This window comes from Terrimonas ginsenosidimutans, from assembly GCF_022012415.1.
GTDB classification, from domain to species: domain Bacteria; phylum Bacteroidota; class Bacteroidia; order Chitinophagales; family Chitinophagaceae; genus Terrimonas_A; species Terrimonas_A ginsenosidimutans.
The window spans coordinates 306,285-326,669 of record NZ_JAKLTR010000004.1 but is presented as its reverse complement, the minus strand read 5'-3'; the positions used below and the strand labels follow the sequence as shown (position 1 = coordinate 326,669).

Annotated in this window: 16 protein-coding genes; 12 read left to right on the top strand and 4 right to left on the bottom strand. The window is 45.7% G+C overall.

Annotated elements, in window-relative coordinates; translation table 11 throughout:
• Window positions 1–30 precede the first annotated feature (30 nt).
• The 12 genes from LZZ85_RS08885 to LZZ85_RS28400 all read left to right on the top strand — a co-directional run bounded on the left by LZZ85_RS08885 (window position 31) and on the right by LZZ85_RS28400 (window position 16,911).
• On the top strand, window positions 31–1,593 hold the full coding sequence (locus LZZ85_RS08885; RefSeq protein ID WP_237870751.1) for a RagB/SusD family nutrient uptake outer membrane protein: 1,563 nt from the start codon (window positions 31–33) through the stop codon (window positions 1,591–1,593).
• 46 nt (window positions 1,594–1,639) lie between these two features.
• Window positions 1,640–2,722, top strand: a complete 1,083-nt coding sequence (locus tag LZZ85_RS08880) for a hypothetical protein (protein WP_237870749.1) — start codon at window positions 1,640–1,642, stop codon at window positions 2,720–2,722.
• Window positions 2,723–2,867: 145 nt separating this feature from the next.
• Window positions 2,868–4,007, top strand: coding sequence for a glycoside hydrolase family 26 protein (locus LZZ85_RS08875; protein WP_237870747.1), 1,140 nt, complete (start codon window positions 2,868–2,870; stop codon window positions 4,005–4,007).
• A 149-nt stretch (window positions 4,008–4,156) separates the two neighbouring features.
• On the top strand, window positions 4,157–5,983 hold the full coding sequence (locus LZZ85_RS08870; protein ID WP_237870745.1) for a sodium:solute symporter family protein: 1,827 nt from the start codon (window positions 4,157–4,159) through the stop codon (window positions 5,981–5,983).
• A 16-nt stretch (window positions 5,984–5,999) separates the two neighbouring features.
• A complete protein-coding gene (locus LZZ85_RS08865; RefSeq protein ID WP_237870743.1) occupies window positions 6,000–7,223 on the top strand; it encodes a glycoside hydrolase family 130 protein in 1,224 nt (407 codons plus the stop codon).
• Window positions 7,223–8,449 carry an AGE family epimerase/isomerase gene (locus LZZ85_RS08860; protein ID WP_237870741.1) on the top strand — a complete coding sequence of 409 codons (1,227 nt, stop codon included), beginning with the start codon at window positions 7,223–7,225 and terminating at the stop codon, window positions 8,447–8,449. The genes LZZ85_RS08865 and LZZ85_RS08860 overlap by 1 nt, the downstream gene beginning before the upstream one ends.
• An 8-nt stretch (window positions 8,450–8,457) precedes the next feature.
• The gene (locus LZZ85_RS08855; protein WP_237870739.1) at window positions 8,458–10,182 is read left to right on the top strand and encodes an alpha-L-arabinofuranosidase; all 1,725 of its coding nucleotides are present in this window, start codon (window positions 8,458–8,460) and stop codon (window positions 10,180–10,182) included.
• A gap of 10 nt (window positions 10,183–10,192) precedes the next feature.
• Window positions 10,193–12,445, top strand: coding sequence for a glycoside hydrolase family 3 N-terminal domain-containing protein (locus tag LZZ85_RS08850; protein WP_237870737.1), 2,253 nt, complete (start codon window positions 10,193–10,195; stop codon window positions 12,443–12,445).
• On the top strand, window positions 12,435–13,541 hold the full coding sequence (locus tag LZZ85_RS08845) for an SGNH/GDSL hydrolase family protein (RefSeq protein ID WP_237870735.1): 1,107 nt from the start codon (window positions 12,435–12,437) through the stop codon (window positions 13,539–13,541). Before LZZ85_RS08850 ends, LZZ85_RS08845 begins: the two co-directional genes overlap by 11 nt.
• A gap of 81 nt (window positions 13,542–13,622) precedes the next feature.
• Window positions 13,623–15,365, top strand: coding sequence for a glycoside hydrolase family 9 protein (locus tag LZZ85_RS08840; RefSeq protein WP_237870733.1), 1,743 nt, complete (start codon window positions 13,623–13,625; stop codon window positions 15,363–15,365).
• Window positions 15,366–15,557: 192 nt separating this feature from the next.
• Window positions 15,558–16,550 carry an L-glyceraldehyde 3-phosphate reductase gene (gene mgrA, locus LZZ85_RS08835; RefSeq protein ID WP_237870731.1) on the top strand — a complete coding sequence of 331 codons (993 nt, stop codon included), beginning with the start codon at window positions 15,558–15,560 and terminating at the stop codon, window positions 16,548–16,550.
• A 235-nt stretch (window positions 16,551–16,785) separates the two neighbouring features.
• Entirely contained in the window at window positions 16,786–16,911 is a 126-nt protein-coding gene (locus LZZ85_RS28400) for a hypothetical protein (RefSeq protein ID WP_255724025.1), read from the top strand.
• Here the strand turns inward: LZZ85_RS28400 and LZZ85_RS08830 are convergent, their stop codons facing one another.
• From LZZ85_RS08830 to LZZ85_RS08815, 4 genes are all read right to left on the bottom strand, one after another.
• Window positions 16,912–17,058 carry a hypothetical protein gene (locus LZZ85_RS08830; protein WP_237870729.1) on the bottom strand — a complete coding sequence of 49 codons (147 nt, stop codon included), beginning with the start codon at window positions 17,056–17,058 and terminating at the stop codon, window positions 16,912–16,914.
• Between the two features lie 125 nt (window positions 17,059–17,183).
• The gene (gene clpX, locus LZZ85_RS08825; RefSeq protein WP_237870726.1) at window positions 17,184–18,437 is read right to left on the bottom strand and encodes an ATP-dependent Clp protease ATP-binding subunit ClpX; all 1,254 of its coding nucleotides are present in this window, start codon (window positions 18,435–18,437) and stop codon (window positions 17,184–17,186) included.
• A 119-nt stretch (window positions 18,438–18,556) separates the two neighbouring features.
• On the bottom strand, window positions 18,557–19,189 hold the full coding sequence (locus LZZ85_RS08820; RefSeq protein ID WP_237870725.1) for a ClpP family protease: 633 nt from the start codon (window positions 19,187–19,189) through the stop codon (window positions 18,557–18,559).
• 101 nt (window positions 19,190–19,290) lie between these two features.
• Window positions 19,291–19,983 (bottom strand): ClpP family protease, encoded by a 693-nt coding sequence (locus LZZ85_RS08815; RefSeq protein WP_284698423.1) that lies wholly within the window; start codon window positions 19,981–19,983, stop codon window positions 19,291–19,293.
• Between the last annotated feature and the right edge of the window lie 402 nt (window positions 19,984–20,385).

The following is a 20,385-nucleotide window of genomic DNA, read 5'->3' as shown; positions in this document are numbered from 1 at the left end:
CCTTTAACAATTACACTAAAATATATTCGGATGAAAAAGAAAAGTGTATATGCCATCCTGGTCTTAACTACTCTGATGGCTTCCTGTAAAAAAAGCTTTATTGACCGCCCATCACTGGACGGTACTACACTGACTAACTTTTATAACACTGCCGAAGAAGTTCGTGGGCTCACCAGTACCCTGTACGGGCTTCCATGGTCTGGTTTTGAAAACCGCGCAATGGACGCGATCGGAGATGTGATGGGTGGGAATATTTATTCCGGAGGTAATGATGATCCTCCATTTACCAACTTCTCTTTCGCCGCTACTTCAGTGCGCATTGCAGATACATGGAAAGTGTTTTATAAGATAGGTGGCTGGACGAGCGAATACGTGAAGGCTCTTGAGCAGAAAAAATCAATGGGTGGTAATGCCAGCTTTATTGATCCTGCCATTGCTGAATGTCATTTCTTCCGTGGAGTGGTGTATTTCTACATTGCCCGTATATGGGGTGATGCACCGATTGTAACGGATCCGGGTGAAACAGCCCTTACCGGTAATTTCAACATACCCCGTTATTTTCAAAAAGATGTAATGCGGTTTGCACTGGAAGAACTTCAAAAGGCTGAAGCAGGATTGCCTGAATCAGATGTGCCGGGCCGTCTTACAAAGTATTCAGCAAAAGGGATGATGGCAAAGCTTTACCTGTACAATAAGGACTATGCCAACGCCAAGATAAAATCACAGGAAGTGATCGCTTCCAATAAATACCGGCTTTTCGACAACTACCAGGGATTATTCAATAGCAGTGCGAACAACAATAACATCGAATCATTATTTTCTATCCAGCACCAGCTGACAGGGAATCCGTGGGGTTCAGGAAATCAGAAAAATCCGGACCGCGGACCCGCAAATCTCCAAACGGCTGAAGCAAGCATGTGGGAAATGTACATTCCATCAATGGATATCCTGAAAGCGTACGAATTTGGGGATCTCCGCCGGAAAGGCTCAATAATGGAGCATGGCTGGACTTATCCTGCCTGGAAACCTAAAAATACCAATTCCACCTATAACGCATTCATGGCTAACGGATATAAGTATGACACCCTGCAACCTGTTGGAGATGGCGGTCAGAAAAATACTACCCGGTCCAATATTGCCAAGTATGTAGTAGGGCCAGGAGCCGGCTTTGGTGGAGAAGCGGTGCTGGGTATGAATAGCGGTATCAATACAATGATCCTTCGCTATGCGGATGTATTGTTGATCTATGCTGAAGCAACGCTGGGAACAAACGCGTCAACTTCCGATGCAACCGCACTTGCAGCCTTGAACGCTGTACGCAAACGTGCCAACCTCGCAGAGAAAACTTCATTCAATATTGATGATATCCTGCATGAACGTCGTGTAGAATTTGCATTCGAAGGAGATTTCTGGTTTGACATCCAACGCCAGGGTTATGCAAAAGCAAAATCGATCATTGAAGCTCAAAACCGTGGAACGCCAGATTTGCCTGTGTATGTTACCTTCTCTCAGAACAGAATGCATTTGCCAATTCCCGCAGGTGAGATACTGCAGGATCCTGCTCTCGCACTTGATCCGGTTGCCTACTATTGATAAATGTTTCCTGAACGAATCCATTTAATACAATTAAAAGCTTTATATGCAAAACAATTTTTTTAAAAACCTCACAGGATGGGCAATGGCGGTAACGGTCCTTGCCGCTGGTCTCAGCTCCTGTGAAAAAGATAAAGACGGTACTCCTGAAGTTGCTGTAGGTAATATGGCTTCCGGTTCCATTGACCCGGGCGAAGCTGGTGGAGGAGCACTCATCACTTTAACCGGATCCGGCATCGGCCAGATCCGCAGCATTATGTTTGAAAAAAATAATGTTCCGGCAGCTTTTCAACCAACGCTTAATACAGAAAGTTACCTGATCTTCCATGTGCCGGATACAGCCTTCGGTGGCCCTCAGAATATCGTATTCACCAACACTGATGGGAAAACACTGACTGTTCCATTCACTGTCCTTGCATTCGCAAGCGTGGCCAGCGTGTCTAATTATAATTTTACCACTGATACTGAAATCACCCTTACGGGTAATAACCTGGACGATGTGACAAAGGTCAACTTTACCGGTACAACTGGAAATATTACCATCGTTTCCAAATCACGTAAAACACTGGTGATAAAAATGCCCGCAACTGATATCGCGCGCTCAACACTGGATATAACCAACTCAACCGGTAAAACAGTAACCACACAGGAATTTGTAAATCTTGATAAAGCATTAAAGATCTTCACAGATGGCTACGGCGCTGACTTTGGTGATAATTCATGGGGCGATGGCGCCACCATTTCTTCAACTGAATTTAAATCAGGTACAAAATCATTGACCAAAACCTATGCAAAAGGCAACTGGCATGTATTCGGTTTTGCAAACTGGTGGCCGGGTGTGGCCAGCGATCCTTCTTACAAATATTTCTCCTTCTGGATAAAAGGCGGTTCCGCTGATCAGACACTCTACATTACAGGAGATAAAAAAGCCGGCGGAGGTTTTGGTAATTCAGACCGTTCGTCTCCGGTGAACGTACCTGCCAACGTCTGGACCTACTTCAAATTTGCATTGAGTGACCTCAAACTCTGGCAGAACGGTGCAACATTCAATCAGATCGGTTTTTGGATCCCTGGACCTGAGAATGCTGATGAGAAGTTTCACCTTGATGATGTGATCATAACGAAGTAAAAAGTAAAAATTAAAAAGTCAAAAGTAAAAAGTAAATAATCAGAAGGGAATGGGACTATTGTTTTTAGTCTCCTTTCTAAGGGCGCTTTTTTACTTTTTACTTTTGACTTTTTGATTTGGTCAGCTTGATTATAAGTTTTCGAAAATGACTCTGAGACTTTGTGCCTTCTTCCTGTTCATTTCTTTATCCGGGCAGTCCCTTGCTGCTGATAAGGACATGCCATGTAATTCTTCTGCGACAAAGGAGACCGTCAACCTTTACCGCAATTTGAAGAAACTCTCCTTAAAAGGATTCATGTTCGGACATCAGGATGATCTTGCCTATGGTGTCAACTGGAGATATGAACCCGGTAACAGCGATATTAAGACTGTTGTAGGCAACTATCCCGCAGTATATGGCTGGGATCTTGGTGGGATAGAATTAGGACAGGAGAATAACCTTGATGGGATCCCCTTCAAAAAGATAAAGCAGTTCATCAAAGAAAGTTATGAGCGCGGAGGTGTGACAACCATCAGCTGGCATGCGCGAAGCCCCATAGGTGCAGAAAAAGGTGCATGGGATACCACTAGAGGTACGGTAGCATCCATTTTGCCAGGTGGAAACAATCATGAACTTTACAAGACATGGCTCGACAAGATTGCCTTGTTCATTACTTCCTTAAAAGGAAATAAAGGGGAAAGCATCCCGGTGTTGTTCCGGCCATTCCATGAGCTGACTGGAAACTGGTTCTGGTGGTGCCGCAATACCTGTTCTGAGTTTGAATTCAGAACACTCTGGCGATTCACTGTCTACTACCTGCAACAGGAAAAGAAATTGAACAACCTGCTTTGGGTATACAATACTTCCGACAATATTAATACAGCAGAAGATTTTTTGCAACGATATCCTGGAGATGATATGGTTGATATGCTCAGCCTCGATGCCTATCAATACGATGACCCGCAAAAGAACGACAGGTTCGTTACTGGAACAGCAAAGCTTCTGACCCTGATCGACAGCATTGCGCAGACCAAAGGAAAGCTATCTGCTTTTGCGGAAACCGGTTACGAAGCTATTCCCTATTCTGAATGGTGGACCAGGGTGTTGCTTAAAGCTATCGGAAATTCAAAGATCTCTTACGTACTTGTTTGGAGAAATCACGGATACGCGGCCTGGAATCAAAAAATGCATTACTACGCTCCTTATAAAGGGCAGGTATCCGCTGATGATTTTAAAAAGTTTTTTGATCTGCCAAATACCTTTTTCGGAAGGGATGTGGCGGGAGAGAAGTTATATGGACCGTAACACACAGGCCGTAGACGGCTGGGCAACGGTCAGCGATTTTAAAGCAGCAATCGTTCGAGCAGGGTTGCTGGTGGATTCTTCCTCCGGCAACCAATTTTAAACAGGCAGGATGATACTACATCCATAGAAAAGAAATTGTATATTCTCAAATGAAATTAACACTCCTCGATGTAAGTATTATTCTTCTCTACCTCGCCACGATGGTGGTGATTGGGTGGGTATTAAGGAAGAAGGCAAGGCAGAATAAAGAGAGCTATCTCCTGGGTGGCAAAAAGCTTCCCTGGTATATGCTTGGGATGAGCGATGCGTCCGATATGTTTGATATCAGTGGCACAATGTGGATGGTTGCCTTGTGTTTTGTTTACGGAATGAAAAGTATCTGGATCCCCTGGCTATGGCCCGTATTCAACCAGGTATTTCTGATGATGTTCCTGTCAAAGTGGTTGAGGCGATCAAACGCCACCACCGGAGCTGAATGGCTGACAACCAGGTTTGGTACAAAAGGCAGAGGCGTGAAAGGCTCCCACACCGTGGTCGTTGCCTTTGCATTGCTGAGTTGCCTGGGTTTTCTCGCTTATGGCTTCGTCGGCCTGGGAAAGTTCATTGAAATATTTGTTCCATGGGATGCTGTAAAAGAGTATATACCATTTAATATTTCAGCGGAATTCGTGCCGCATTTCTACGGGATCGTGTTCACGCTGTTTGCAATGTTCTATTCCATACTGGGCGGCATGCATAGTATTGTTCTTGGAGATTTTATCAAGTACATCATTATGACGATCGCCTGTATTTCTGTAGCGGTCATCGCGATGATGCATCTTCGTGATCATCCATTGAACGTACCGGAGGGATGGGCAAATCCTTTCTTCGGATGGAAGCTTGACCTTGACTGGAGTAAGATCGTTCCCGCCGCAGATAAGAAGATCGCAGCGGATGGATTCGGGGTCTTCGGCTTCTTTTTTATGATGATGCTGTTCAAAGGTGTATTCGCGAGTCTGGCCGGCCCCGCTCCGAATTATGATATGCAAAAGATCTTATCTACTCGTTCACCTAAAGATGCGTCCAAGATGAGCGGATTTGTCTCGATCATCCTTCTTCCGGTAAGGTATTCCCTCATTATCGGGCTTACTGTTCTCGGTCTGCTCTATTATGATCAGATGAACCTGGACGGAGGGTCCGGCACCGACTTCGAACGTATTCTTCCCGCCACTATAAACAGTTTTCTACCCGCGGGAATTCTCGGTTTGGTATTGACCGGGTTGCTTGGTGCATTCATGGGGACCTTCTCCGGAACATTGAATGCGGCGCAAGCCTATATCGTGAATGATATCTACCTGAAATATGTAAATCCAAACGCCACTACAAAGAAGGTCATTTCGATGAACTACCTCGCAGGGGTGGTCGTTGTCACACTGGGGATCATACTCGGATTTTATGCTAAAGATGTGAACAGTGTGCTGCAATGGATCGTTGGCGCATTGTATGGCGGTTATATTGCGGCGAATATGTTGAAATGGTACTGGTGGCGATTCAATGCCAATGGATTTTTCTGGGGAATGGCTTCGGGTATTATTTCGGCACTCATCTTTCCTTACCTGTTCCCGGATACGCTTGCATTGTATTACTGGCCGCTTTTGTTCCTGATCTCACTGGTGGGTTCTTTCGTGGGGACTTACACAGCACCTGCAACAGATATGCAATTATTAAAAGAATTCTATAGAACGATAAAGCCATGGGGCTTCTGGAAACCGGTGCATCAACAGGTTATTACTGACGATCCCGCTTTTCAACCCAATAAACGTTTCGGTCTTGATATGTTCAATGTTGTACTGGGAATAATCGGGCAATGCTGCCTGACCATACTGCCGATGTTTGTGGTACTGTGGCTGAAACTGCCTCTGTTGATCACGGTAGCGATATTGGCTGTGATCATTGTCGTACTGAAAAGAACCTGGTGGAATAAATTGGAGAATTGAATTTTAAATGATAGATATGCGAACAGATTTTTTTACCCGTTTGTCAGAGTTGGAGAAAAGGCATGATGCATTACTGCATCAGCAAAATGAAGAGATCTTGCCGGGCAATGGTATCTTCAAGCGATATAAGCATCCTATACTAACAGCAAAACATACACCGCTATTCTGGCGATATGATCTCAATCCACAAACCAATCCGCATTTGATGGAGCGGTTTGCGATCAATGCAGTTCTGAATCCTGGCGCGATCCGGAGGAATGGTAAATACATCATCATGGCGCGGGTGGAGGCTTCTGACAGGAAATCGTTTTTTGCAATTGCAGAAAGTACAAATGGCGTAGATGATTTTAAATTCTGGGATTACCCGGTAAATATACCCGAGACTGATCTTCCGGATACGAATATCTATGATATCCGGTTGGTTCAGCATGAAGATGGATGGATCTATGGTTTGTTTTGCACAGAAAGAAGGGATCCCTCCGCTTCTGAGGCAGATCAGTCTGCCGCTGTGGCCCAGTGTGGTATTGCCAGAACCAAAGATCTGATCAGCTGGGATCGTTTACAGGATCTTAAAACTCCTTCGCCGCAACAACGAAATGTCGTATTGCATCCGGAATTCGTAAATGGGAAATATGCGTTCTATACCAGACCCCAGGATAGTTTCATCAACGCCGGCTCAGGTGGCGGCATCGGCTTCGGTCTTAGCGAAAGTATTGAACAGGCGCAGGTGGATAAAGAGACAGTGATTGATCGTAAGATCTATCATACCGTTTATGAGGCAAAGAATGGTGCCGGACCAGCTCCTATTAAAACAAACCATGGATGGCTTCACCTCGCCCATGGTGTAAGAAATACTGCAGCCGGACTTCGATATGTATTGTATATGTTCATGACGGATCTGAATGACCTTACTCACGTGACACATAAACCTGCGGGATATTTCCTTGCGCCGGAAGGCGATGAAAGAACAGGCGACGTATCCAACGTCGTGTTTAGCAACGGATGGATCGCAGATGATGACGGTACTGTGTATATCTACTATGCTTCTTCTGATACAAGGATCCATGTAGCTGTTTCAACCATCGATAAACTTCTGGATTATGTAATGAATACAGCGCCTGACGGATTCAGCTCTGCGGAAACTGTCCGCACCTTAACAGAACTGATCGATAAAAATCAGTCACAGAGCCTGGTAAACGTCGCTAACCCTGCCCGTAATGAAAATGGTGTTAAACCCTGATGCATACGATCCCCGCAGATATTCCAGTTGATCTGCTAAGAAAATACAGGCAGCAATTGCAGGATGAACTGCAACATGTCTTATCATACTGGACCGGCCATACACTGGATAACGATAACGGTGGTTTTTATGGAAGTATTAACTGGAATGATACTCCCGACCCGGCTGCACCCCGCGGTATTGTCCTCTACAGCCGCATTTGCTGGACGTTTTCTGCTGCCCATTCGATGACTGGAGCGGATCAATATCTGCAGATGGCGACACGTGCTTACGAGTACATACGTGCGAATTTCCTGGATGCCGGATTTGGTGGGGTATACTGGTCTGTAGATCAAAATGGGCAGATGCTTGATGGGAAAAAGCAACTATACGGCCAGGCGTTTTGCATCTATGCAATGGCGGAATATTTCAAAGCAACCCGCAATGATGATGCGCTTCAGTTGGCGAAAGATCTTTTTGCGCTAATAGAAAAGCATGGATTTGAAGAAGAACAGAACGGATATATAGAAGCCCGCAGCCGGGAATGGGGATTAGCCGCCGATCTGCGGTTGAGTGATAAAGATGAGAATGAAAAACGATCCGCCAATACTCATCTGCACATTGTGGAAGCTTATGCGACCCTGTTTTCTGTTTGGCCGGATGAAATGCTGAAAGCCAGGATCAGGAATCTTCTCGATATTTTTAGAAAAAGGATCATTAGCCGTGACAGTGATCATTTGCTGCTGTTCTTTAATGATCAATGGGAACCCCGGTCCTCACTTGTTTCTTTCGGGCATGATATAGAGGCCGCATGGCTTCTGCCTCTTTGTGCGGAGGCGATCGATGATCCGTCATACATCAGGCTGTATCAGCTTATCACGATTCCTGTCACAAAAGCCGCAATGGAAGGCCTTGATCGAAGCGATGGCGGTTTGTGGTATGAATACGATGTAATGAACGATCAATGGATATTTGAAAAACACTGGTGGCCGCAGGCAGAAGCAATGATTGGCTTCTTTTATGCGTGGCAACTCTCCGGGGGAAAGGGCTATTTAGAACAATCTATCAAGTCCTGGGAATTTGTGAAGTCATATCTGAGGGATGGCGAAAAGGAATGGTTTTGGGGAATACAAAAAGATTATTCAGTGATACAAAAGGAGAAAGCGGGTTTCTGGAAATGCCCTTATCATAACGGCCGTGCCTGCATGGAACTGATCACCCGGATCTCATCTCTTATAACGGAATAACGATGCTAATGAAACAGATAAATTTACTGGTCATCTCGTTGACCATGTTTATTGCTTGTAAGAAGAACAATGATCCTCCTGCTGGCGGCGCTGGTTCTGAACCGCCGCAGGAGATCAAACCGCAGGTTGATCCGCCACTCGCCGGGTCGATCGGTTTTTTTATGGATGACTGGCAGCCTAAGACATTTACCATTCCATCATTTACCGAAACAACTATTCCCGCGGCATCCTCGGGTACCGTCACGATCGATTACAGTAATGTCGTTACGAAAGTATCACGATCGCTATTTGGAAACAATGCCAACACATGGATGACGCAAATGGTGACCGAGCCGGCATTGATCAATCATCTGAAGAATCTTAAACCGAATATTATCCGCTTTCCCGGGGGAAGTATCAGTGATATTTTTTTCTGGAACAGGAATGCTGCTGATCCACCCGCTGATGCTCCGGCTACATTACTGAACGCAGCAGGTGCAAGCAATCCTTCCGGTTACTGGTTTGGAAAGAATACAGCAGGTTGGACTTTGTCGGTGGATAATTACTATGCCATGTTACAGCAGACCGGTAGCCAGGGGATCATTACGATCAATTATGGCTATGCACGATATGGAACAGGGCCCAATCCCGTTGCCGCCGCCGCCCATCTTGCTGCTGATTGGGTAAGATATGACAATGGCCGTACGAAATACTGGGAGATCGGCAATGAAAATTTTGGCGACTGGGAAGCGGGCTATCGGATCAATAAAGCAAGCAACCAGGATGGTCAACCCGAATTCCTGACGGGTCAGTTATATGGACAACATTTCAAAATATTCGCAGACTCCATGCGCAAAGCGGCCACTGAGATCGGGAAGACCATCCGCATTGGTGCCGTGATGATCGAATCTGAAACGCCGGTATGGGCGACGCCGACCCAATCAACCTGGAACGCGGGATTGCTTGGTGCTATCAATAATTCGCCTGACTTCCACGTTGCACACAGTTATTACACGCCATATAATGCAAACAGTAATGCTGCGGATATTCTTTATTCAGCAACAACTGAAACGAAAAAGAATATCGAATTCATCTCAAAAGCTATTCAAACGGCTGGTGCTACAGCAAAGCCGGTTGTATTGGATGAATGGAATATTTTTGCTGCGGGGAGCAAACAGCAGGTTTCTCATATCAACGGACTGCATGCTGATCTAGTGATCGGAGAATTATTGCAGAATAAATATGGACTGGCCTGCCGTTGGGACCTGGCAAATGCATGGGAGAATGGCAATGATCATGGCATGTTCAATAACGGGGATGAACCGGATGGTGTGCCCAAATGGAATCCACGACCTGTCTTTTATCACATGTATTTTTTTCAACAGTTCCTCGGTGATCGTTTGGTTACATCCGGCACGGGAGCTTCAACGGAGATCGCTTCGTATGCTTCATCTTTTTCTTCCGGAGAGCTGGGTGTTGTATTAATAAACAAGTCCACATCTGATAAGATAATGGAGCTGGATATAAAGAATTTCAGGGCAGGAAAAAGATTCTACTGGTATACGCTGAGTGGAGCGGGGGATAATGGTGAGTTTTCAAGAAAGGTACTGGTGAATGGTGTAACAGCCACGCATGCTTCCGGCGGCCCTGAAAATTATACATCGATCAAAGCCAATGCAGCGAATACCGACAAGGGCATCCGCATTCGCATACCATCGCGTTCCGCCGTATTTCTTTGTGTAGATAAACCATAAACCTTCTTCAATGAAAAGAATTTTTGTTACTGCGTTGTCTTTGTTACTCCTGTTAAAAATACAGGCTCAAACCGCTCAGGAGATACAAAAGACCGAAAGCATTCTTCGGGGTATGACGCTCGAAGAAAAGGTTGGCCAGATGACGCAGGTGACGCTTGCGGTGATCGCGAAAGGCGGCTGGGGAAATGAAGACGGTTCACTTGATCCGGCTGAAGTTAAAAAGGCAGTAACAGACCATCATGTAGGCTCCATCCTGAATACAACAGCACATGCCCTGCCTCTTGCAACCTGGCATCAGGTGATTTCGCAGATCCAGGATGAAGCAAAGAAAACAAGGTTGAAGATCCCGGTGATCTATGGGCTTGATGCCATCCACGGACAAACCTATACTCTTGATGCAACATTGTTTCCTCAGAATATAGCTATGGCAGCTACGCGTAATCCTTCACTGACAGCAGCCGTCAGCAAAATCACTGCGGCGGAACTTCGTGCGTCCGGCGTGAGATGGAACTTTGCTCCGGTCCTTGATATTGGACGCCAACCCCTATGGTCGCGATTCGCGGAAACCTACGGTGAAGATGTATTCATCGGTACAACAATGGGTGTCGCGGCTATCCGTGCATATGAAGAAGATGGATTGAAAAAAACAACCTCTGTGGCGAGTTGCATGAAGCATTTTCTGGGATATTCTGCATCACGAACGGGTAAAGACAGAACACCGATCTATCTTCCGGAGATCGAAATGCGCGAATACTATCTGCCACAATTCCGCGCAGCGGTCAAAGCCGGTTCTTCAACGATCATGATCAATTCAAGTGAGATCAATGGCGTTCCCGTTCATGCAAGCAAATACCTGCTCACGGATCTGTTGCGTAAAGAACTGAAATTCGAGGGCCTGATCGTTACGGATTGGGAAGATATTATTCGTTTGCATACCATTCATCGCGTGGCGGCAACGCCAATGGATGCAGTGGCGATGGGGGTAAATGCCGGTATCGATATGAGCATGGTTCCTTCTGATTATTCTTTTTATGACCTGCTTATCGAAGCGGTGAAAAAAGGAAAAGTACCGGTTGCCAGAATAAACGATGCCGTACGAAGGATCCTGTTGCTGAAATTTAAAACTGGGTTATTTGATGATCCTTATCCGGAAAAAGCGGCTATTGCGAAATTCGGATCTCCTTCTTACCAGGATGTTGCTTTGCAATCAGCCCGTGAGGCAATGACCCTGTTACAGAATACTAACAATACGTTACCACTTTCAAAGAATGCACGCGTCCTTGTCGCAGGTCCTTCTGCACAAAGCATCAGTGCATTGAACGGTTGCTGGAGTTATACATGGCAGGGGAATGACGAACGCTGGTATCCTGCAGGATCTAAAACCATTCTTCAGGCGATCGCTGATAAGCTTGGTGCTGATCATGTGATCACTTCTTCTGGTAAAGGATTTGATCATGCGTCAAATTATGATACAACAGCACTGAAGCAGTCAGCTCAGAATGCTGATGCAATCATTTTATGCATCGGCGAAAATGCCTACGCTGAAAGCCCGGGCAATACCCGCGATCTTGCATTGCCGGAGAAGCAGTCCCAATTGGTAAAAGCTGCCATCAACACCGGTAAGCCTGTTGTTCTAATACTGACCGAGGGACGTCCTTTGTTTATCACTCAGCTGGCTCCATCTGTAAAGGGCATTCTCATGGCTTACTGGAGCGGAAGAAAGACTGCTGAAGCTGTTGCTGATGTTTTGTTCGGCGATTACAATCCTGACGGCAAACTTCCCTTCAGCTATCCAAAGAGCATGGGCGAAATTGTTTTGTATGATCGCAAACACACGGAAGAGAAAAGGGAGATCCTGAATTCGGATGTTACCTGGGATGGTTATGATCCATTGTTCCCGTTTGGTCACGGGCTTAGCTATACCAGTTTTGCTTACAGCGATATCAAACTGAGTGCAGCCACGTTGAAAGGCTCACAGCCAATAACTGTATCTGTTACAATTACTAATACCGGCGATCGGCAGGGGAAGCATACGGTAGAACTCTACAGCCGGGATCTTTACGCCAGTATTACGCCATGTGTGAAAAGATTACGGGCCTTCGAAAAGATCGAACTTAAACCCGGAGAAAGCAAAGCAGTGAGTTTTAGCATCACGCGGGCTGATCTGTCTTTTGTAAACGCACAACTGAAAACAGTGACAGAACCCGGCGAATTCGAATTAATGATCGGTGATAAAAAAGCATCTTTCAACTATGCTGAATAATCGGTTGATCACGGGCTTGGGTGTATTAATGCTGATGGCCTGTGGCGTCTTTGTAAATATCTCCTTGACTGCATGCGGGGACGGAAAGAAGAAAGACTCCACATTGAACTTTTACCAGGCAGATGATCCTCTGATCCGGTACACAGGCAGAATTGATTTTTCTGATAAATTGAAACCAAAGTTCTGGCAGCCCGGGGTATACATTGAGTGGGCATTTGAAGGCGATAGCTGTATACTGATCCTGGAGGATGAAATGCTATGGGGTGATTCGCATAATTATTTCGAATTGGTAGTAGATGGGAAAGAGCAACGCTTGCAAATGAAAACAAAGCGGGATACGATCCTCGTTGCAACAGATGCCGGCCCCGGAATTCATCGCGTCTTTTTCTGCAAGAATACGGAGGCCGGTATCGGCTATATGCGCTTTGCCGGGATCAGTTGTCAGAAACTAGTGCCGCTTCCTCCTCCAATGAAAAGAAAGATCGAGTTCATTGGTAATTCCATTACAAGTGGAATGGGAAGTGATGAATCTGAAATTCCCTGCGGCAAAGGTGTTTGGTATGATCAGCACAATGCATACCAAAGCTATGGCGCGATTGCTGCAAGATCGATGAACGCGCAATATCATCTTTCATCTGTTTCAGGTATAGGATTAATGCACAGTTGTTGTGAAATGAAAGTGATCATGCCACAGGTTTTTGATAAAGTAAATATGCGCGACGATTCGGTCGACTGGAATTTTACAAACTACCAGCCGGATGTCGTATCCGTTTGCCTTGGCCAGAATGATGGCATCCAGGACTCAGCAACTTTCTGCAGTAACTATATTTTATTTATAAAGACATTACGCAAACACTATCCTTCGGCAACGATCGTCTGTCTGACGAGCCCGATGGCAAACGATCAGCTCATGCCGGTATTGAAGAAATATCTTGCAGCAATAACGAAAGAGGTGAATAAAGCAGACAGTAATGTTCATACGTACTTCTTTTCAAAACGGTATAGCAGGGGCTGCGGGGAACATCCTTCCCTGGAAGAGCATCAGGAGATTGCGGGGGAGCTGACCGTTTTCCTGCGCGAACTCATGAAATGGTGAGATCAGGGGTATAAAATAAGCTTTCATTATGATCGTTTTCAGTTTACTGATCCTATCTTTCACCTGAAAACGATAAAGGACATGTTTAGACCTTATCTCATTCTTGTTGGACTGATAACTGGTTTACTGCAGGTTTCAGCCCAGCAACCGGCGGTTTTATGCAATCAGATCGGTTTTTATCCCAACGGCCCCAAAAAGGCGATCGTTACGGGAGGTAAAGCTGAACGTTTTTATATCGTCAATCTCGCCGATGCAAAAGAGGTGAGTGCCGGAAAGCCGGAGGGCGTTGTACCGTCCTCTAATTCTTCGCTGCAATGCCAGGAGATTGTATTCACAGGCTTAACGAAGCCGGGTCATTACAAGATCGTTGTGCCGGGAATTGATAGCCCTGCTTATTTCTCAGTTGATCCAACCATTCATCGCGAAGCTGCTGCAGCGGCAGTTAAAGGATATTATTTTCAGCGGGTATCAATGCCGCTGGATAAACAGTATGCGGGAATATGGGCAAGACCGGCAGGTCATCCCGATACTTCAATAATTATACATGCATCAGCCGCTACTGCAAAAAGGCCGGAAGGGGCAGTGATCTCTACACCTGGAGGTTGGTATGATGCCGGTGATTACAATAAGTATATCGTCAATTCTGGTATCACCATGGGTACACTGCTTTCTGCCTATGAAGATTTTCCTGATTATTTCGACTCGCTTTCTACCAATATCCCCGAGTCAAAAAATGGCATTCCGGATCTGTTGGATGAGGTGTTGTACAATCTTCGCTGGATGCTGACAATGCAGGATCCATATGACGGAGGCGTATACAATAAGTGTACAAATGCTGGATTTGATGGTATTATCATGCCAGATGCGGCTAATAAGCCAAGATATGTAGTACAAAAGGGAACTGCGGCAACTCTTGATTTTGCAGCAGTAACAGCGCAGGCATCCCGGGTGTTTGCAAAGTACAAAAAGCAGCTTCCCGGTCTTAGTGACAGCTGTCTTACCGCTTCCATAAAAGCCTGGAACTGGTCGATCGAAAATCCTGCGCTTGCCTATAACCAGGACCTGATGAATAAAACGTTCAAACCGGAGATCTCTACTGGGGGATATGGCGACCGTTCTTTTAAAGATGAATGGTATTGGGCCGGGGTGGAATTGTACATCACTACGGGCAAAGATCTTTATGCAGAGGCGGTAAAGAAATACAGTGATGCGGTGAACGTATTGCCAGGATGGCCGGATGTCGGTATGCTGGGAAGCTTCAGCCTGATTCGCTTTGCGTCAAAACGTCCGCTGGGAAAGGATATGTCGCAACCGGTTCATGCACTCGTGCTTCGTTTGGCAAATGAATTAACCGAAGGTTCAAAGCGCAATGCATTCTGTACGCCCATGGGGGGCAAAAAGACAGATTTTATTTGGGGGAGTAACGCGGTTGCCGCCAACCAGGGTTGGTTACTGGTAAATGCTTACTTCATAAGCGGCGAAGAAAAGTATTTGCATGGCGCATTAGCCAACCTGGATTACTTACTTGGCCGCAATGCGACCGGTTATTCATTTCTAACCGGCTTTGGAAAGCAATCAACGAAACATCCCCATCACCGTCCATCAATGGCGGATGATATTGATGCGCCTGTACCAGGCTTACTTGCCGGGGGACCGAATTCGAAAGCCATAGTACAGGATAAATGTGAATACCGATTTACCGAGGCAGAAACCATGTATACAGATGTAGCCTGTTCTTATGCATCAAATGAAATTGCGATCAACTGGAATGCGCCCTTTGTTTACCTGGCTGCGGCAATGGAAGCGTTGATGAACAAACGATGATAAAGTAACATGCAATTGAGACAGTTTCACTTCTACCGAACTCTTACAGGAAAAGCAAACGGGTAAGCCGGTAATCGTTAACGAGCATTTAGGTTTGCCATCTCCGTTAGGGATGGCAGTATCCTTCTTCTTTCTTTAAAGGCTGATGGTATCCCGTAATTCGCGAAATTAGCGTATCAAAATTAGTCCATCATGTCTTACACTCCTTCCTCCTCCCGATACGATCACATGCAATACAATCACTGCGGTAAAAGCGGTCTGAAACTTCCTGCTGTGTCTCTTGGCTTGTGGCACAACTTCGGTGATGTGGATGATTTTAAAAACGGCCGTGCTATCATCCGCCATGCGTTCGATAAAGGCATTACACACTTTGACCTGGCTAATAACTACGGCCCCCCTCCGGGGTCCGCAGAAGAGAATTTTAGTAAAATACTGCGTAAGGACTTTAGCGGTTATCTGCGCGATGAATTGATCATTTCTTCCAAAGCGGGTTATACAATGTGGCCTGGAGCATATGGCGACTGGGGTTCGCGCAAGTATCTTCTTTCCAGTCTTGATCAAAGTCTGAAAAGAATGGATCTTGAGTATGTAGATATTTTCTATTCTCATCGCCCGGATCCTAATACACCGATTGAAGAAACCATGCAGGCGCTGGACCACGCCGTTCGTTCTGGAAAAGCCTTGTATGTGGGGATCTCAAATTATAGTGCAGAACAGTCAAAGGAAGCTTTTACTGTATTGAAGCAATTAGGAACACCCTGTGTGATCCATCAGCCCAAATATTCGATGTTTGTACGTTGGGTGGAAGAAGGGTTGCTGGATGTACTGGAAGAATATGGTGTGGGTTGTATTCCGTTCTCTCCGTTAGCGCAGGGACTACTGACAAATAAGTATTTAAACGGCATCCCGGAAGATTCGAGGGCTGCCAACCCAAACGGATTCTTGCAGGTTGGAGATGTAACGGGAGACAAAATAGAAAAAGTAAAAAAGCTGAATGAAATTGCGATCAGAAGAGGACAATCACTCGCTCAGATGGCATTGGCTTGGGTTTTAAAAGACAGGCGGGTAACAAGTGTACTCATCGGCGCCAGCTCTGTGAAGCAGCTGGATGATAATCTTGAGGCAATGCGGAATACGGGATTTGAGGCGGAGGAGCTTGCTGAGATTGAAGAGATTCTTAAGTAGTTCAGGCTTAGGAGTAAGGCAGAGAGTGCAGAGTCCCGCCAAGGACGCTAAAATTGTCTTCGCTTCCTTTGCGGGACTCTGCACTCTCTGCCTTACTTCATACGAAGATAGAGTTAAAAAACTATCCTGTCAGTGTAGTAAACTTTCGATTCTCCGCAAGCATATTTCACAAGGATAATCCTAATGCATGTTTCACTTTCAGATATTATTTTAGCGACAAATCAATCTGGTATCTATGAAAACACGCATTATCCTGCTGGTTCTGATTATCACTCTCGGATTACAGGCATGTAACCGCGCAATGTCTCCTTACGAAGCCGCCAATAACCCCAGAGGGAAGAAATGCAGAGATATCCGCTAATTATCCCTGGCCAAAAAGACTACCAACAGCGCCTTCAAGCATTGGGAATTTTTCCACGACGTAATTCTTGATAGATTCGATGGCTTTTTTAGCCTGCTCGTCTGTCAGGCCTGCTTCGGATTTCAGTTTGTCAATTAATTCCTGCATAAGAAGAGATTTTAAATTGGAAATATTTTTTGAAGTCAAAATTCAAAAGTAAAAATTAAAAAAAGCCTCGCTTAAGACGGAGTTAACTCTGTTCCTAAGCGAGGTTATTTTTACTTTTTAATTTGTCAGGCTACTTTCAGCAGACTGAGTTTGCTCTTATCAAATTTACGTTTTGCGTAATCAAGGTCGAGTGTAAAGGATGTTTCCTTGGATGATGGCAGTTCAAACATTGCGTCGGTCAGGATGCCTTCGCAAATGCTTCTCAGGCCACGTGCGCCAAGTTTGTATTCAACAGCACGCTCTACCATGAAATCCAGCACATCATTTTCAATAGTAAGATCGATGCCTTCCAGTTCAAACAATTTCTTGTACTGTTTCATCAACGCATTCTTTGGCTGGGTCAGGATCGCTCTTAACGTTTCTGCGTCAAGCGGGTCGAGATGGGTAACCACCGGCAGACGGCCAAGCAATTCCGGAATAAGGCCAAACTGTTTCAGATCTGTGGCGTTGACATAACGAAGCAGGTTCTTCTTCATGTTTTCCTGCAGCGTCTTGTCTACGTTGAACCCGATCGTATTGGTCTGAACCCTTCTTGCAATGATCTTATCGATGCCGTCAAATGCTCCACCGCAGATGAACAGGATGTTCTGCGTATTGATCTTGATGAGCTTTTGCTCCGGGTGTTTTCTTCCGCCCTGGGGTGGAACCAGTACGTCTGTACCTTCCAGCAGCTTCAGCATACCCTGTTGTACGCCTTCTCCACTCACATCCCGCGTAATAGAAGGATTGTCTCCTTTGCGTGCGATCTTATCGATCTCATCGATATATACAATACCTTTTTCAGCAGCATTTACGTCGTAGTTGCAAACCTGGAGAAGCCGGGTGAGAATGCTTTCTACGTCTTCACCGACATATCCCGCTTCTGTAAATACAGTCGCATCTACGATCGCGAAAGGCACATTCAGCATCCGGGCGATACTTTTCGCCAGCAGGGTTTTACCGGTACCGGTTTCCCCCACCATGATGATATTGCTTTTTTCAATTTCGATCTCATTACCGGCTGCCGCGTTGACATCAGCAGGTCTTTGCTGCAGACGTTTATAGTGATTGTATACAGCAACCGCAAGTACTTTCTTTGCTTCATCCTGTCCGATCACATATTCGTCCAGGAATTTTTTGATCTCGATCGGCTTTTTGATCGTGAGCTTGAAAGAGCTGTTAGGCGCTTTCTCATCTCTCACCATCAGTTCCTGATCAATGATCTCCCTTGCGTGTTCCACACAGTTTTCGCAGATATGTCCCTCCTGGCCGGCAATCAGGATCTTAACCTCATCACGGCTGCGTCCGCAAAACGAGCAATGCAAAATGTTTTTAGCCATGTTTTTTCCCTTAGATATTGATTCAAATACGGTACGGAAATAGACTACAAAAATAAAAAACCGTCCCGAGAAAGACGGTTTTTACCTATAACTTATTTAATCTTCTGATATTTAGCTGATTACAGCTTCGTAATGATCTTATCTACGATGCCATAGTCGATTGCTTCCTGCGCATCCATCCAGTAATCGCGGTCGAAGTCCTTTAGAATCTGCTCTACAGTCTTCCCGCAATTGTCTGCGAGAATTCTCGCACCCATATCTTTTACGCGTTTTGTCTGACGTGCCTGGATCTCCAGGTCGGCGCTTACACCACGGATATAACCACCGAGTGAAGGTTGGTGGATCATCACCTCGCCGCTTGGATAAATAAAGCGCTTGCCTTTCTTACCACCGCTCAGCAGAATGCTTCCCATCGATGCGGCAAGACCCATACAGATCGTGCTCACGGGGCTTTTGATCATCTGCATCGTGTCATACATCACCATGCCACTTGTGACCACGCCGCCGGGGCTGTTGATATAGAATTTGATCTCTTCTCCTGGCTTATCAGCGTCAAGCAGCAGCAATTTTGCCACCACGTCCTTCGCGCTCTTATCGTCCACCACGCCCCACAGATAAACGCTGCGGGTATCAAAGAAATGTTTTTCCAGTCTTTTGCTGAACATCATGATGTCAGACTTTGGTGTTTCTTCTTTCTCCTCTTCTTCATCATCCATCCTCCAATCGCTATATAAAAAATGATTCCGATTCATCTTATTAAAAATTATGTTATTGAATGTCTGTCAAATATTATAGTTCACCATTCGAGATTCGCGTCTATTCGCGGCCATTCGCGCCTTATTCGCGTTTCGTGTTAGTCTTTCTTTTCCTTCCGTGGATTTGTCAGCAATACCTCATCTACCAGGCCATATTCCTTCGCTTCTGTTGCTGTCATCCACTTGTCGCGGTCGAAGTCTGCTTCGATCTGCTCAATAGGTTTGCCTGTGTGGTAGTTCACTACGTCATACAGTTCTTTTTTCAGTTTCCTGATCTCGTTCACGGTGATCTCGATATCACTTGCCTGTCCGCCGATCGCGCCACTCGGCTGGTGCATCATGATGCGCGAATGTTTCAGCGCTGCTCTTTTGCCCTTGGTTCCCGCACCGAGCAGAACGCAAGCCATGGAAGCCGCCATGCCGATGCAGATGGTTGATACGTCAGGCGCCACAAACTGCATGGTGTCATATACGCCAAGGCCCGAGTATACGCTGCCACCGGGGCTGTTGATGTACATATTGATATCGCGCGTGCGGTCGGTTGAGTCGAGGAACAATAGCTGCGCTGTAATGATATTCGCTATTTCGTCGTTAACAGGATAGCCCAGGAAAATGATACGGTCCATCATCAAACGGCTGTAAACATCCATCACGGCGACGTTCATCGGTCTTTCTTCGATGATGTTCGGGGTCATAGCGGTTACGAGATGGTTAGCGTAGCTGTTGAGGGTATTACTGGATAATCCGCGATGCTTTACCGCGTATTTCTCGAATTCTGAATTAAAACTCATAAAATCGTCTGTTTGCTTATGAATGTTGTGTTAGCTGTTTGAGATTCAGCAACTAAATTTAGCAACTAAATTCTTGCTAAGATAGTTTAGTGTTATCAAATATCCGTCCAAATGCCAAAAGCCGGGAATGGGTGACAGTTTTGCAGGGTTTAGGAAATTGAGCGTGTTATGGTGTTCGGGGCAGTGTGTCTGCCAGCCAAAAAGTCTTTTAATGCCGGAAGCCCGGCAGCGTTTTTTGAATGCGTTTTGTTTCGACGGGAGCGTCGAAGGCTCTTTTTTTGCAGGAGGGGCAAGGGCACTTTTTTTTCGAGGGGTTGCCTCGAAGACTCCGTTTACTTTTTTTGCCGGAGGGGCAACGCCTCTTTTTTTCGACGGGAGGTCGAAGACTCCGTTTACTTTTTT

What these genes read in the sequence shown, in the direction of transcription:
- LZZ85_RS08860 (WP_237870741.1), top strand. Translation starts at nt 7,223, where the DNA reads ATGCATACGATCCCCGCAGATATTCCAGTTGATCTGCTAAGAAAATAC.
- clpX (WP_237870726.1), bottom strand. Translation starts at nt 18,437, where the DNA reads ATGGCTAAAAACATTTTGCATTGCTCGTTTTGCGGACGCAGCCGTGAT.
- LZZ85_RS08870 (WP_237870745.1), top strand. Translation starts at nt 4,157, where the DNA reads ATGAAATTAACACTCCTCGATGTAAGTATTATTCTTCTCTACCTCGCC.
- LZZ85_RS08885 (WP_237870751.1), top strand. Translation starts at nt 31, where the DNA reads ATGAAAAAGAAAAGTGTATATGCCATCCTGGTCTTAACTACTCTGATG.
- LZZ85_RS08830 (WP_237870729.1), bottom strand. Translation starts at nt 17,058, where the DNA reads ATGCAGGAATTAATTGACAAACTGAAATCCGAAGCAGGCCTGACAGAC.
- LZZ85_RS08820 (WP_237870725.1), bottom strand. Translation starts at nt 19,189, where the DNA reads ATGAATCGGAATCATTTTTTATATAGCGATTGGAGGATGGATGATGAA.
- LZZ85_RS08855 (WP_237870739.1), top strand. Translation starts at nt 8,458, where the DNA reads ATGAAACAGATAAATTTACTGGTCATCTCGTTGACCATGTTTATTGCT.
- mgrA (WP_237870731.1), top strand. Translation starts at nt 15,558, where the DNA reads ATGTCTTACACTCCTTCCTCCTCCCGATACGATCACATGCAATACAAT.
- LZZ85_RS08880 (WP_237870749.1), top strand. Translation starts at nt 1,640, where the DNA reads ATGCAAAACAATTTTTTTAAAAACCTCACAGGATGGGCAATGGCGGTA.
- LZZ85_RS08840 (WP_237870733.1), top strand. Translation starts at nt 13,623, where the DNA reads ATGTTTAGACCTTATCTCATTCTTGTTGGACTGATAACTGGTTTACTG.
- LZZ85_RS08850 (WP_237870737.1), top strand. Translation starts at nt 10,193, where the DNA reads ATGAAAAGAATTTTTGTTACTGCGTTGTCTTTGTTACTCCTGTTAAAA.
- LZZ85_RS08845 (WP_237870735.1), top strand. Translation starts at nt 12,435, where the DNA reads ATGCTGAATAATCGGTTGATCACGGGCTTGGGTGTATTAATGCTGATG.
- LZZ85_RS08815 (WP_284698423.1), bottom strand. Translation starts at nt 19,983, where the DNA reads ATGAGTTTTAATTCAGAATTCGAGAAATACGCGGTAAAGCATCGCGGA.
- LZZ85_RS08875 (WP_237870747.1), top strand. Translation starts at nt 2,868, where the DNA reads ATGACTCTGAGACTTTGTGCCTTCTTCCTGTTCATTTCTTTATCCGGG.
- LZZ85_RS08865 (WP_237870743.1), top strand. Translation starts at nt 6,000, where the DNA reads ATGCGAACAGATTTTTTTACCCGTTTGTCAGAGTTGGAGAAAAGGCAT.
- LZZ85_RS28400 (WP_255724025.1), top strand. Translation starts at nt 16,786, where the DNA reads ATGAAAACACGCATTATCCTGCTGGTTCTGATTATCACTCTCGGATTA.